The 13,399-nt window shown below is 54.8% G+C and carries 14 protein-coding genes and 1 tRNA gene; 6 read left to right on the forward strand and 9 right to left on the reverse strand.

Going from position 1 to position 13,399, the window contains the following annotated elements:
* Positions 1–13 precede the first annotated feature (13 nt).
* Positions 14–835 (forward strand): transglutaminase family protein, encoded by an 822-nt coding sequence (locus HWX89_RS21605; protein WP_138791186.1) that lies wholly within the window; start codon positions 14–16, stop codon positions 833–835.
* Between the two features lie 13 nt (positions 836–848).
* Entirely contained in the window at positions 849–1,445 is a 597-nt protein-coding gene (locus HWX89_RS21610; RefSeq protein ID WP_138791187.1) for a class I SAM-dependent methyltransferase, read from the forward strand.
* Between the two features lie 16 nt (positions 1,446–1,461).
* Here HWX89_RS21610 and HWX89_RS21615 read toward each other — a convergent pair whose 3' ends face one another.
* Complete coding sequence (locus HWX89_RS21615) at positions 1,462–2,223, reverse strand: transglutaminase-like domain-containing protein (RefSeq protein ID WP_353505711.1); 762 nt, start codon at positions 2,221–2,223, stop codon at positions 1,462–1,464.
* Between the two features lie 145 nt (positions 2,224–2,368).
* On the opposite strand from HWX89_RS21615, the gene HWX89_RS21620 reads away from it, so the two are divergent.
* Positions 2,369–2,794: a VOC family protein gene (locus HWX89_RS21620; protein ID WP_178340861.1), complete on the forward strand. Its 426-nt coding sequence runs from the start codon at positions 2,369–2,371 to the stop codon at positions 2,792–2,794.
* Positions 2,795–2,844: 50 nt separating this feature from the next.
* Here HWX89_RS21620 and araD1 read toward each other — a convergent pair whose 3' ends face one another.
* The 4 genes from araD1 to chvE all read right to left on the reverse strand — a co-directional run bounded on the left by araD1 (position 2,845) and on the right by chvE (position 7,844).
* Positions 2,845–3,840, reverse strand: a complete 996-nt coding sequence (gene araD1, locus HWX89_RS21625; RefSeq protein ID WP_178340893.1) for an AraD1 family protein — start codon at positions 3,838–3,840, stop codon at positions 2,845–2,847.
* Positions 3,841–3,961: 121 nt separating this feature from the next.
* Positions 3,962–5,158, reverse strand: coding sequence for a sugar ABC transporter permease GguB (gguB, locus tag HWX89_RS21630; protein ID WP_138791190.1), 1,197 nt, complete (start codon positions 5,156–5,158; stop codon positions 3,962–3,964).
* A complete protein-coding gene (gene gguA, locus HWX89_RS21635; RefSeq protein WP_138791191.1) occupies positions 5,155–6,693 on the reverse strand; it encodes a sugar ABC transporter ATP-binding protein GguA in 1,539 nt (512 codons plus the stop codon). The genes gguB and gguA overlap by 4 nt, the downstream gene beginning before the upstream one ends.
* A gap of 86 nt (positions 6,694–6,779) precedes the next feature.
* Positions 6,780–7,844, reverse strand: a complete 1,065-nt coding sequence (chvE, locus tag HWX89_RS21640) for a sugar ABC transporter substrate-binding protein ChvE (protein WP_138791192.1) — start codon at positions 7,842–7,844, stop codon at positions 6,780–6,782.
* 259 nt (positions 7,845–8,103) lie between these two features.
* Between chvE and HWX89_RS21645 the strand changes: the two genes are divergently transcribed.
* Positions 8,104–9,150, forward strand: a complete 1,047-nt coding sequence (locus HWX89_RS21645) for a LysR family transcriptional regulator (protein WP_138791193.1) — start codon at positions 8,104–8,106, stop codon at positions 9,148–9,150.
* 25 nt (positions 9,151–9,175) lie between these two features.
* On the forward strand, positions 9,176–9,640 hold the full coding sequence (locus HWX89_RS21650; protein WP_138791194.1) for a hypothetical protein: 465 nt from the start codon (positions 9,176–9,178) through the stop codon (positions 9,638–9,640).
* 17 nt (positions 9,641–9,657) lie between these two features.
* Here the strand turns inward: HWX89_RS21650 and HWX89_RS21655 are convergent, their stop codons facing one another.
* Entirely contained in the window at positions 9,658–9,912 is a 255-nt protein-coding gene (locus HWX89_RS21655; RefSeq protein ID WP_138791195.1) for a hypothetical protein, read from the reverse strand.
* Positions 9,913–10,058: 146 nt separating this feature from the next.
* Positions 10,059–10,553, reverse strand: a complete 495-nt coding sequence (locus HWX89_RS21660; RefSeq protein WP_138791196.1) for a MarR family winged helix-turn-helix transcriptional regulator — start codon at positions 10,551–10,553, stop codon at positions 10,059–10,061.
* A 502-nt stretch (positions 10,554–11,055) separates the two neighbouring features.
* Between HWX89_RS21660 and HWX89_RS21665 the strand changes: the two genes are divergently transcribed.
* Positions 11,056–11,132 (forward strand) — tRNA-Arg (locus tag HWX89_RS21665).
* Positions 11,133–11,548: 416 nt separating this feature from the next.
* On the opposite strand, the gene HWX89_RS21670 is transcribed toward HWX89_RS21665, so the two are convergent.
* A complete protein-coding gene (locus HWX89_RS21670; protein ID WP_138791197.1) occupies positions 11,549–12,547 on the reverse strand; it encodes a restriction endonuclease in 999 nt (332 codons plus the stop codon).
* Positions 12,548–12,588: 41 nt separating this feature from the next.
* Positions 12,589–13,338, reverse strand: a complete 750-nt coding sequence (locus HWX89_RS21675; protein WP_138791198.1) for a hypothetical protein — start codon at positions 13,336–13,338, stop codon at positions 12,589–12,591.
* Positions 13,339–13,399 lie beyond the last annotated feature (61 nt).

The raw sequence follows: 13,399 nt of genomic DNA on the forward strand, positions 1-13,399 counted from the left end.
ACGGGGACAGGGTATGCGTCTGAAAATCACCCATACGACAGAATATGTCTATGACGAGCCAATGCCTTATGCCTTGCAAAGGTTGCGGCTGACACCGCAGACCGGCCCTTGCCAGAAGGTCGAGGATTGGGCTGTCGCAGTCGATGGCGCGACCGTCGAAGTGACCTATGACGACCATTTCGGCAACAGGGTCTCTCTGGTGGAAACCGAAGGTCCACAGCAACAGGTCAAGGTAATTGCAAGCGGCGTTGTCGAAACCGAAGACAAGGCCGGTGTCTACGGTTACCATATCGGCAATGCACCACTCTGGCTTTTTCTGCGCGAAACACCACGCACCAAGCCGGGAAAGCTCATTCGCGAGCTGGTCAAGGTGAGCAATGGCGAGAGCGAACTGGCGCGTCTGCACGACCTGATGGAAAACATCCATCGCAAGGTCGAATATGTTCCTGGCGCAACAGACCCGGAAACAACCGCTGAACTGGCGCTGGAAACCGGCAAGGGTGTGTGCCAGGACCACACGCATATTCTCGTGTCTGCGGCGCGCTTGATCGGCCTGCCTGCCCGTTACGTTTCCGGTTATCTGATGATGGAGGACGTGGCAGAGCAGACTGCGACCCATGCCTGGGCGGAGGTGCACCTGGAGGGACTTGGCTGGGTCGGTTTCGACGCTGCCAACAACATCTGCCCCGACGACCGATATGTGCGCATCGCATCCGGCCTGTGCTACCGCGATTGCGCGCCTGTATCCGGCATGCGGATCGGCCAGGCCGGCGAAACCCTCAACGTCTCGGTAACCGTCCAGCAATCGCAGAGCCAGAGCCAATCACAAAGCTGACGGTGATAAAACAGTGACGGGCAAGGACGACGAAACAATCGGCTTTTACAAGCAAAATGCCGATGCCTATACGTCGGCAATGCGCAACGCGAACATTCTGTATCTCGAGCCGTTTCTCCAAAAGCTGCCGCCTGGCGCAACGATCCTTGAACTTGGCTGCGGTAGCGGCCAGGACAGCGCTTTCATGCTTGAAAGAGGCTTTGACGTTCATCCGACAGATGGCACACCGGCAATAGTCGCGGCGGCCCAGGCAAGACTGGGTGTTCCCGTCAGGCAACTGTTCTTTGATGAACTGGATGACGAGGAGCGATATGAGGGCATCTGGGCAAATGCCTGCCTGTTGCACGCGCCTCGCCCCTCGCTGTCAGGAATCCTAGGCCGTATTCACCATGCCCTGAAGCCGCGCGGCGTTTTCCATGCAAGTTTCAAGGCGGGTGAAACGGACGGCCGCGACCGGTTCGGTCGGTATTTCAATTATCCAACGCAAGAATGGCTGACGGAAACCTACATGCTGCATGGCTGGCAGGAGCTGGCGATCGAAACACGGCAAGGCAGCGGCTATGACAAAGAGCCGACCGAATGGCTCCATATCACGGCCATCAAGGCATAATCTAATCAGCCTACTATCATGACAAGACACCGCCCGGCTTGTGCCGATGCGCATGAGATCCTCCAGGAATAGCCGGCACTCGGCCGTCACGGATACGTCCTACCCGCGCATTCATCCAGTGTCGTATGAAGAATGAATAGAGCAGGCGTTTTACCCCGTGGAACGCCTGTTTGTGTTGCCGATAAAAGGCATCAGGACTGTTGAACGGGCCAAGATCCTGATTGATTCCAGTCTTCTGGATATAGGTGCTGCGCCCGGTCCATGTGACGGCGGGTGCGTCAAGACAATCCGTTCCCGCGCCATAACCACACAAGGATGAGCCCTGCTCCGCAAAATGCGTTTGCAGGCTTTTCAAAAACCGCGCGTCGAGAATAAAGCCTTCCAGTTCGATCCATCGATCTTCGAACCAGATCTCGACCCAACTGTGCAGAATGCTGTCAGGCGCGATGCCGTAGACGATTTCGGGCACGATACCCCGCTGCAATCCCTTGTGGATCGTGAAGCCGTGCAGACGGCATGGAATTTCCAAAGCGCGCAGAAGTGCCATCAGCAAAACGGCCTTGGTATTGCATTGCCCATAGCCGTCGGCAAGCACAGCCGTGGCAGGAATATCGTCTGCCCGATTGTAACCGAAGGCGACATCGTTTCTTACGAAGTCATAGGCCGCACCAATGCGCTCGAACGGCGACAACATGGCCCATCCTCTTGCGGCAAGAAGCGCCTGTATGCTGTGCGAGCGATAATTCAACAACGGCGTTTCTACCAGATAAGCCTTCACCTCTTTGCCTCCATGAACGCCGCCTCCATCACTTGCGACAATGGCTAGCATCTATAGCGACTAGAGGTTCAAGCCCCTTCTCAACAAAATGGTAGACGTCGTGATGAAAGGCAGTGAGACTGGCAGGAATGCAGGGAGAAAGACAATGAAGCCACTCGGCGGCATTATGGAGACAGCCATCTACGCCGATGATCTGGAGGCCGCCGAGCAGTTTTATGGTGAGGTTTTCGGACTTGAAATGGTCAGGAGACTTCCGGGACAGTTCGTGTTTTTCCGTTGTGGGCAACAGATGTTGCTGATCTTCGACCCGGAGAAATCCCGCAAGGCAGACGAGCACAATTCCATCCCGCGTCACGGTACGGCAGGTCAGGGACATTTCTGTTTTCGGGTAAAAGACAGTACGGAGGTCGATGCATGGCGCGATCATTTCATCGCGCTCGGCATTGCTGTCGAACATTACCATCGCTGGGGCAATGACAGCCGGTCGGTCTACATCCGCGACCCCGCAGGAAATTCGGTCGAGGTGGGCGAAGGACGACTTTGGGGCTTCGACGGAATGCCCCCCTCATAAAAAAGCCCCGCCTGTTTCCAGCCGGGGCCCTGATCGTTCATTCCACCAGATCAGATCTGACGGACGGCAATCTCTTCTTCCGCATCGACGGCAAGCGGGTTTTTCAGCGCCAGGCCAAAACCAGCGGCTTCGATTTCGAATACGTCGCCCGCCTCCGGCTTCACGCCATCTGCGAAGGAAAGCGTTGCAGTGCCGAACATGTGGACATGCACGTCGCCCGGTGCACGGAACAATCCATATTTGAAATGGTGATATTCGAGGTTTGCGAAGGTGTGGGACATGTTGTCTTCACCCGAAACGAACGGCTTTTCGAAAATCACCTTGTCGCCACGACGAATGCGCGACGTACCGCGAATGTCCGAGGGCGGTGCGCCAACGCGGATTTCCGGGCCAAAGCTTGCCGGACGCAGCTTGGAATGCGCCAGATAAAGGTAGTTGATCCGCTCGGTGACGTGGTCGGAGAACTCATTCGAAACAGCAAAGCCGATGCGGACCGGTTCGCCCTTGTCAGAGATAATGTAGATGCCAGCCATCTCAGGCTCTTCGCCACCGTCAAGCGCGAAGGATGGAGAGGTGAGCGCAGCACCAGGAGCGGCAGCAACGTAACCGTTGCCCTTATAGAACCATTCCGGCTGAACGCCCTTTTCACCGGCCTTCGGCTTGCCGTTCTCGAGGCCCATGCGGAACATTTTCATGGAATCCGTCAGGCTTTCCTCGGCGGCTTCCGTCGTCTTCTTGTGCATGCTGTCACGCGTTGCGGCGGAGCCGAGATGCGTCAGACCCGTACCCGTCAAATGCAGATGCGCCGGGTCAGGATGCGTGATCGGCGGCAGAAAACGGCCTTCTGCATAGACCTTCTCAAGGTCGACAGTCTCGCCCAGACCATGCGCGGAAATGACATCCGCAAGGCTCTTGCCACCGTTGGCGGCTTCCATGGCAAGCGCATAAACGGATTCTGCGTTGTTGACGGCACGCGCTTCGCCGCCCTCTTCGCGAACTGCCACGACGATCTTGCCGCTGGTGTCCTTGATCTGTGAAATTAGCACGGTCATTCCTTCCTAAGGCGCTTTACGCCTGTCTCTCAAACCTGCGGCGCAATGCGCCTGCATCTTATGAAAGTGGCCGGAACCCGGCCACTTTTTTTGCTTGCTATATCTAGCTGGACAATCAGCCCTTGTTTTTGTTGTAGACGTCGAAGAACACGGCAGCGAGAAGCACGAGGCCCTTTACCATCTGCTGGAAATCGATGCCAAGACCGACGATCGACATGCCGTTGTTCATGACACCCATGATGAAGGCGCCGATAACCGCACCCGTGATCTTGCCGACGCCGCCGGATGCAGAAGCACCGCCGATGAAGCAGGCCGCGATCACGTCCAGTTCGAAGCCAACACCGGCTTTCGGTGTCGCCGAGTTGAGGCGGGTTGCGATGATCATGCCAGCCAGGCCGGCAAGAACGCCCATGTTGATGAAGGTCAGGAAGTTCAGCCGCTCGGTATTGATACCGGAAAGCTTCGTCGCCTTTTCGTTGCCACCCAGCGCATAGATGCGGCGACCAATGGTGGTACGGCGCGTCACGAAGCTGTAGAGCACGATCAGAGCAATCATCACGATCAGAACGTTCGGCAGGCCACGATAGGTCGACAGCTGATAGCCGAGGAAAAGGATCGCAGCGGAGATGACGAGGTTCTGGGCGATGAAGAAGCCGAACGGCTCGACATCGATGCCGTGCTGTACGTTCACGGCACGACGACGCCAGGCCAGATAAAACAGAACGATCGGTGCGAGTACGGTCAGGATCATGGAGGTCGTGTTGAGACCCTCGATACCGCCGATATCAGGCAGGAAGCCGGTGCTGATGACCTGGAAATCGGCCGGGAACGGACCAATGTTCTTGCCGCCCAGCACGAAAAGCGTCAGGCCGCGGAACACCAGCATGCCCGCCAGCGTCACGATGAACGACGGGATGCGGTGATAGGCAACCCAATAGCCCTGCGCAGCACCGATGATGCCGCCGATGACAAGACAAATGAGCGCCGCGAGGAACGGGTTCATGCCCCATTGCACCGTCAATATGGCGGCGATCGCGCCGACAAACGCAACAATCGAGCCCACCGAAAGATCAATGTGCCCCGCGACGATGACGAGCAGCATGCCCAACGCCATGATGACGATGAACGAGTTCTGCAGAACGAGGTTGGTCAGGTTAACCGGGCGGAACAGAATGCCGCCGGTATAAAACTGGAAGAAAACCATGATGGCGACGAGCGCGATCAGCATGCCGTATTCGCGGATATTGGCGCGAATGTAGGACGACACGGAGATGATGTTGCTTTCTTCTTTTGTTGTATTGGCCGAACTCATGAGTTCTTCTCCCCTGAGCGCATGATAGCGCGCATGATGCTTTCCTGGCTCGCCTCTCCCTTCGGCAGTTCGGCAACGATGCGGCCTTCGTTCATGACGTAGATGCGGTCGCAATTGCCGAGCAATTCTGGCATTTCCGATGAAATCATCAGAACGCCTTTGCCGTCGGCAGCGAGCTGGTTGATGATGGTGTAGATTTCGTATTTGGCACCGACGTCGATACCGCGCGTCGGTTCATCGAGGATCAGAACCTCGGGATTGGAGAACAGCCACTTCGACAGCACGACCTTCTGCTGGTTGCCGCCCGAAAGATTGACCGTCTCCTGGAAGATGCCCGAAGACCGGATGCGCAGGCGCGTGCGAAAATCGCTCGCCACCTTCATCTCCCTGATGTCATCGATAACCCCCGCATTGGAGACACCGGCCAGGTTGGCGAGTGTCGTGTTGTGCAGGATGTTGTCGTTCAACACCAGACCGAGATGCTTGCGGTCTTCCGTGACATAAGCGAGACCCGCATCGATTGCCTTGCGAACCGTACTGACGTCGACGGCCTTGCCGTCCATCAGCACCTCGCCGGTGATCTTGTGGCCGTAGGACTTGCCGAACACGCTCATCGCGAATTCCGTGCGCCCCGCGCCCATCAGACCCGCGATGCCGACAACCTCGCCCTTGCGGACGGTGATGTTGATGTCGTGCAGCATCTGGCGGTCGCGGTGGTGCTGGTGATAGGCGTTCCAGTTCTTCACTTCGAGAATGGTTTCGCCAATCGGCACATCGCGTGGCGGATAACGATCTTCCAGATCGCGGCCCACCATGTTGCGGATGATGACGTCTTCGCTGATTTCTTCCTTATGACAGTCGAGCGTCTTCACGGTCATGCCGTCACGCAGCACGGTGATCTGGTCGGCCACCTTGCGCACTTCGTTCAGCTTGTGGGTGATGATGATCGACGTCATGCCCTGCTTGCGGAACTCCATAAGCAGGTTCAGCAACGCTTCGGAATCGGTTTCGTTGAGCGACGCCGTCGGCTCATCGAGAATGAGCAGCTTCACGCTCTTCGACAACGCCTTGGCGATTTCGACGAGCTGCTGCTTGCCGACGCCAATGTCGGTGATGAGGGTTTCAGGCGATTCCTTCAACCCGACCTTCTTCAGAAGCTCGCGGGTGCGGTTGAACGTGGTCTGCCAGTTGATGACGCCGCTCGACGCAACTTCATTGCCGAGAAAGATGTTCTCAGCAATCGACAGCAGCGGCACGAGCGCCAGTTCCTGGTGAATGATGATGATGCCGATATCTTCGCTATCGTTGATCGCGCGAAAATTACGGACGGCGCCGTCGTAGTGAATTTCACCTTCATAGGTGCCCGCGGGATAAACACCGGAAAGGACCTTCATCAAAGTCGACTTTCCAGCGCCGTTCTCACCGACGAGTGCGTGGATCTCACCTTCCTTCACTTGGAGGTTGACGTTCTCAAGCGCTTTCACGCCTGGAAACGTCTTGGTGATGTTCCGCATTTCGAGAATGGTATTGGCCATATCGCAATCCAGCGCCCGATTAATTCCGGGGTTTTTATTTTTATGGAGAGCGGGGAAAGCTGCAAGCCTTCCCCGCGATTGTCAGATTATTTCAGCTGGTCTTCGGTGTAGTAACCACCGTCAACAAGCACCTGCTTGTAGTTGTCCTTGGTCACGGCAACCGGCTTCAGCAGGTAGGACGGAACAACCTTGACGCCGTTTTCGTAGGTCTTGGTGTCGTTGACTTCAGGCTCTTTGCCTTCCATCAGCGCGTTGACCATGTTGACGGTAACCTTCGCCAGTTCGCGGGTATCCTTGAAGATGGTGGAGTACTGTTCGCCAGCGATGATCGACTTGACGGACGGAACTTCAGCATCCTGACCGGAAACGACCGGCAGCGGCTGGTCCTTCGAGCCATAACCTACGCCCTTGAGCGAGGAGATGATGCCGATGGACAGACCGTCGTAAGGCGACAGAACAGCGTCGACCTTGGCGTCGGTGTAGTAAGCCGAAAGCAGGTTATCCATACGGGCCTGGGCCGTTGCCGGATCCCAACGCAGCGTGCCAACCTTGTCCATGCCCGTCTGGCCGGACTTTACGACCAGCTTGCCGCTGTCGATGTAAGGCTGAAGAACGGACATAGCGCCATCGTAGAAGAAGAAGGCGTTGTTGTCGTCCGGAGAACCGCCGAATAGTTCGATGTTGAACGGACCCTTGCCATCCTTGAGGCCGAGCTTGTCGACGATCGAAGTCGCCTGCAGAACGCCAACCTGGAAGTTGTCGAAGGTTGCGTAGTAGCTGACGTCGCCGCTGTTACGGATCAGGCGGTCATATGCGATGACCTTGATGCCCTGCTCGCCAGCCTGCTTGAGAACGTCCGAAAGCGTCGTTCCGTCGATCGAAGCAATAACCAGGACCTTTACGCCCTTGGTGACCATGTTTTCGATCTGCGAAAGCTGATTCGGGATATCGTCGTCTGCGTACTGCAGGTCCGTGGTGTAGCCAGCTTCCTGCAACTGCTTGACGATGTTGTTGCCGTCATCGATCCAGCGCGCGGAAGACTTGGTCGGCATGGCAATGCCAACGGCACCCTTGTCTTGTGCGAAAGCCGGCGCAGCAAACGATGCTGCACCGATGGCACAAGCCGCCAGCAACGAAATAATGGATTTCATTAACTCTCTCCCTTGAACCCTTATCTCTGGCGCCCGCATGCTGCGGCGCACCACAAAATCCATGCCATGAAAGAGAGAAGCCGCCCGGTGGCTCAATCCTTTTCGCAAATGCGAAACAGGTCCACTTGCCGCTCCTCCCCGGCATTCCCGCAAACTGTTCCGAATCCATATAACTGTCAAATAGAATAAATCAGTTTACCTATATCAATTTTGATATATTAAATCGATATAATAACCGAATGAGAGAAACAAAAAGCCGATGAACAACCATAAAGAGTATGAGCATCCGCAAAATACTGAAGGGCTTTTTGTCTTCGAAGACAACCCCTTGTTGCGCGCCGGGCTGAAGATGAGCCATCTGCGCATGCTCGTGATGATCGAAGAACACGGGCAGGTCAGTGCAGCCGCAGCAGCCATGAACATGACGCAACCGGCCGCTTCCCGCATGCTTTCAGAAATGGAAGCCATTGCCAAAAGCCCGCTCTGTCGACGCGCCTCGCGCGGCGTCGTTCTGACGAAATTCGGCGAGGCATTGGCAAAGAGAGCGCGCACAATCCTTCTGGAACTGCGTGAGGCAAGCCGCGAACTCAATCAGATGAAATCCGGAAGCGGCGGCTCCGTCTATATCGGTGCCGTCACAGCCCCGGCGATCAGTCTGGTGGTCCCGGCAATCCGCCGCGCCATGGACACTTATCCCGGCATTGAAATCAATGTGCAGGTGGAAAGCAGCAACATTCTGGCCCGGGAACTCCTGGCTGCCAGGCACGATTTCATTATCGGCCGAATACCCGATGATCTCGACCCCAGCCTGTTCTCCATTTACGAAATCGGCATTGAGCGGGCCTGCCTGATCGTCCGCGAGGGGCATCCTTTGCTGAGCCGCAAACCGGTGGCACTGAAAGATCTCTCCGCCTATGACTGGGTCTTCCAGCCCCCCGGCGCGCTGTTGCGCAGGACCATGGAAGACGTCTTCCTTGCCCACGGTGTTGCCATGCCGCGCAACATTATCAACACGCCATCTGTCGTCCTGACACTCGCGCTCGTCTGCAACACCAACGCCATCGCTCCTATCGCTCTCGATATGGCCGAATTTGTTGCAGCGCAGCAGGCGCAGATCGGTAAAACACGGGTTTTGCCGACAGAATTTGACCTGAACGTCAAACCTTACAGCATCATAACAACCAAAGGTCGTGTTTTGCCCCCTAGTGCGCGTCTCCTCTACGATCTCGTCCTTGAGGAGAGCCGCAAACTTGCAACCGAGGTGCAATTCCCGTCGACAAGCCCGGCACAATCCTTCGTTGCTTGAATGACGCCCGATAAGGAGTGGACGGATGCTATTTGGACAATCCGTTTTCCAGTCAGTCATTGAAAGACTGAAGCGGGAAGCAGACGAAAATACTGCGGAAGGCGATGAGGTACCGGTAAATTACCGCGTCGGCGGAATGACGTCGGGTTTCGTCATCAATACGGAAACATCAGAAAGGCAACCCGGCAACAGCGGCATGGAGGCCTATATGGCATTCCTGGCTGACGCTCCGCCACCACCCGAACCGGAGCCTGAGCCCGAACCGGACCCCATGCCGAGCTATCTTGAGAAAACCTCGCTTGAGGACGTCGCCAACGAGTTGGACATCACCGAACGCGATACGCTGGCGACACTCACCGAAAAACGACGCCGCTTCGCCCGACTTAATCATCCAGACGGTGTGAGGCCGGAGTTCCGGCAAAATGCGACACTGCGCATGACAGCAGCCAATCTTCTGATCGATCAGGCAATCCGCATGTTACGGCGCTGACAGTCGAACGTCAGCAATTATGCCGTTTCGTCCTTATCGATTATCTTGTCGGCAGGTTCTTCGTTCGTTTTGATCTCATCTGCAGCCGGCCCGGGCTTGAAAGCCACCAGCAGCACATAGCCGGCATAGACAGCAATGCCGCCGACAACCGTGCCCCAGAAAAATTCCCGATTGACGAACTCAACGACCGCCCAGACGGCACAAAACCCAACGATCAGCAGTCGCACCCAGATGGGACGATAGAGCGGATGGCTCGTGTCGATATTAAGCATGGCGTCTCCGTGGAGGCTGATGTGCCGAAACCGGCTTTGGGAACGCTCTATGTCGCCTCCCGAGCAAATCGCCAAGTAAAATCGTCGTAAGTCAAAGGAATATCAAAAAATAAGACTGGCCCTGCGTATTCCAGAAAAAACTCTGATCAATCGCGCAAGCGTCCAAGCAGGGTAAGAAGTTTGTCGCGCGCCTTCTCGCCACCAATCTTGTCGATCAATTTTTCTTCACGGTCGCGCCATTTGGCGGAAAGACTGTCGAGCAGCCCGACACCCTTTTTCGTCATGTCGAGAAAATGCACCCGCCTGTCGTCTTCCGATTTGCGACGGACAAGCAGGTCCTTTTCTTCCATGCTGTCGACGATGGCGACGAAGTTGGCCCGCTGGATACCGAGCGCCTCTGCAACGTCGCTTTGCTTGAGACCGGGATTGCCACCAACGATTACGAGAACGGAAAAATCCGCTGGCCTAAGGCCCTGTTCAGCCAGCACATCGGCAAAACTGTTTGCCACGGCAAGTTGCGAATGTCGCAAGTGATAACTGATCGCGTTCGACAACAAACCGTAGTCGATTTCCGCATCAGTCTCGTCAAATTCCATCTTTTCGGATCTTCGTTCGTTGTCCCGTGCCAATCGTAAAGCCATCGGATCCCCGCGTGATTCGTACCATCTACCCGGGCGGCAGCATAAACGACAAAGCGCTAAAACTGTATTCAAAATAAATGTAGATGATACTAATATTGTATAATAATTTGGTGGTTACCCCGAAAATCTTCACCGTAACACTGACAAAAGCCCTAATATTAGGCTGCCAAAGCCCGAAAAAGTGATCACCGCAAAGTGAACATTTCGGTAGCCGGCAAACACATCGCCAACCCGTCAGTTATTCTCATATCCCCCTTCACGAAGAACTGGCGGAACCGGGTACCACACGAACCTGTCAAGAAAATCGTCACTACTTATGGGAGCGTCTTTTTCACAAGTGCAAATCTCAACCCACCCTGACCAGCTCTGAAACCACGAACAACACCATAATTTTTCAAATCACCAAACAGCCGCAGTTTCACAACACTCTCGTATTTTGACATTGATGTGAGAGAAAAGCTGGGCTATGAACCAACCGCTGCGCGATTCACGCGTCGAGGCTGCACCCGTAGCTCAGCTGGATAGAGTGTTGGATTCCGATTCCAAAGGTCACAGGTTCGAATCCTGTCGGGTGCGCCATTTAACTTTTTTATTTTATTGACCTATAAGTTTTTCTTGTCCTCGTGCGAGCTGAAAACAAGCTAGCTTAGTAGCTCATATTCTCCGGAATTATGAATGATTTCGATGTAACGTTCCCGGCTCGGTCTCAGAGCTAGCGCAGTTCCATTACCGTGCTCCGAACAAAGTAACTCTATAGAGCCCAGGTTATTGTTGCAACGCGCCCATATGACGAAGACCCAACCGGCTATATCGCCGATAGCGATGTTGCCGGCGCAGCTTTTTGCATCGACCAAACGTTTGAAAGCGGCGATCAGCCGCACGCATATCGAGGCGAGATGTTGCTAGCCTTCGCGAAATGCGCGAAGACACTGAGTGTCACAAATTATGTATTGTGTTAGGTTCAGTTTGCGCCAAAGCGTCCCGATAGAACTAGTTCAGGTGGAACGGTTCTCCTCTAGAGAGGGTACATAAATCCTCTTGAGAGGTAGTAAAGCTTGATAGCGAGGATCGAAGCCGTGGTAGTGCTCGAAAATCAAGCCCACGAGCTGGTCGCCATCTATGAGCCGAAGATTGGGCTTTGACCGGTCGTACTCACGCGCGTCCTTGGTATAGCTGCCAAGTGTGACGAATAAGCCGAACTCGCCGTTCTCCACATTGCCCAGTAGCTGCGTAACTTCTGGTCGGCCAATCGGGTTGGTAACCTGCTTGCATTGAACCTTGATCACCGGAGGCTCAAAGCCGAGCTCATCCTTATGCGCGATTACGTCAACACCTCCATCACCGGATTTGGGTGTGACGCGGGCGTGATAGCCCATGCATTCCAGCAGGTGTGCCACGAACTGTTCAAACTGATAGGCGTCAATGACTGTCTTCAGCTGCCGAATAACAAAGTCCTGCGTCGTTTCCTCAGCCTGCGATGCTACAGCTTTTGAAACCGTTGCATCGTCGCGTCGCTCTTCCGTCGCGTTTTCGGTCGTTTCTGGCAAAGGCGAGCCATCGAGTGCGGCCAAGAACTCGTTGCGGTAGTTCTTAACGGCAAAGAGGGTGATAAACGAGCCAATTTCGTAGAGTGCGTCCTGCGAGAAATCTTCACGGGGCAGATGCTTCAGCCACTTCACCGGCAGCATATTGGGGTAGGTCGGATTCTTCAGGGGATGGTATTGATAGGGTCCCGCGATCTCGCCCAAGTTGACCATCCGATCCACTTTTGACGGATATACAACGAGATCGCCCGGTTTCACCTCATGAAGAAAACGGAATAGCACCCCGGCTTGTACCGGGATGGAGCCAGGCTTTGCGTCAGGGTAAGCAACTTTGATTGCGGCTTTGAAAGCTTCTCGGTTCGCTGCCAACTTGGAAAGGTCCCCAAGCTGCGGCCAGCCGATTCCGACGAAACCCTCATCCGTCGGGTTGGTGCCGACGCTGATGTCCATGTGAACGCCCCAGAGCGCGGAACTCCTATTGCTCGCTTCGCTCATGGTTCGACTGCCTTTTCATCTAGCCCGAAGAAGATCGATATCTGACGCTTGACGGCTTCCCGTAAGCCGTTGGTATCACTTGAGCGAAGCTGCTTAATCCCTGCGAGGTTGAACCGGATATCTTTTTGTGCGTCACCGATTGAGCTGTTGTGTACCAGCAAAAAGTTCTGGTGAGGTAAGCCGTGGCCTTGGTTCAATCCCATGAGGTAGCCTATCTCATGATAGACGTTCGGGTTGCCCTTCGTTAAATCGGCGATGAGATAGCCAGAATCTTCGATCAACCGCAGGATTTCATCATTGATAATGTAGGAAAAGCCGGTATCGAATTGATCAATTCGAAGTGGCCTAATTGCGATATCTAGATCATGCTTAACGTTTAGATCGTCAATTGCACTTTTGATTGCCTCGAAATTTGGTTTTGTATCTTCGCTGAACTGCATAGATATGAATACTTGGCGTCTTCGAGATTGTGCGATCTTGCTAAAAATCTTGATGAGATCAGCCGCGTTAATTGAACGCAGTTCGTATTGGTGCGTTCGCATCACCCAATTGGTGAACTGCTCGTATGTGCCCCGGCTTCGATCCCTGGAGACCTGGAAATAGAGGAAGGCGGCGAATAAGCCCTGCGCTGTTGAGGTTCGCAGCCGCTCGTCTGCATATGTTTGGTCAACTGCCTTTATCGCTTTAAGTATGCCATCGGTGTCCGGGACATTTTCAACACCGACCTGAGCCGCCAGATCCTGCAAGCTTTGTATGATTACTGACCGAACACAAGGCTTTTGGTCCTTATTCTGCCCGAACACTCCT

Source organism: Rhizobium sp. RM (genome assembly GCF_013390595.1).
In the GTDB taxonomy this organism is placed as follows: Bacteria; Pseudomonadota; Alphaproteobacteria; order Rhizobiales; family Rhizobiaceae; genus Agrobacterium.

Coding starts and splice junctions, on each gene's coding strand:
- gguA (WP_138791191.1), bottom strand. CDS start 6,693: ATGGCCAATACCATTCTCGAAATGCGGAACATCACCAAGACGTTTCCA.
- HWX89_RS21670 (WP_138791197.1), bottom strand. CDS start 12,547: ATGGACATCAGCGTCGGCACCAACCCGACGGATGAGGGTTTCGTCGGA.
- HWX89_RS21655 (WP_138791195.1), bottom strand. CDS start 9,912: ATGCTTAATATCGACACGAGCCATCCGCTCTATCGTCCCATCTGGGTG.
- HWX89_RS21645 (WP_138791193.1), top strand. CDS start 8,104: ATGAACAACCATAAAGAGTATGAGCATCCGCAAAATACTGAAGGGCTT.
- HWX89_RS21620 (WP_178340861.1), top strand. CDS start 2,369: ATGAAGCCACTCGGCGGCATTATGGAGACAGCCATCTACGCCGATGAT.
- HWX89_RS21660 (WP_138791196.1), bottom strand. CDS start 10,553: ATGGCTTTACGATTGGCACGGGACAACGAACGAAGATCCGAAAAGATG.
- HWX89_RS21605 (WP_138791186.1), top strand. CDS start 14: ATGCGTCTGAAAATCACCCATACGACAGAATATGTCTATGACGAGCCA.
- HWX89_RS21650 (WP_138791194.1), top strand. CDS start 9,176: ATGCTATTTGGACAATCCGTTTTCCAGTCAGTCATTGAAAGACTGAAG.
- chvE (WP_138791192.1), bottom strand. CDS start 7,844: ATGAAATCCATTATTTCGTTGCTGGCGGCTTGTGCCATCGGTGCAGCA.
- gguB (WP_138791190.1), bottom strand. CDS start 5,158: ATGAGTTCGGCCAATACAACAAAAGAAGAAAGCAACATCATCTCCGTG.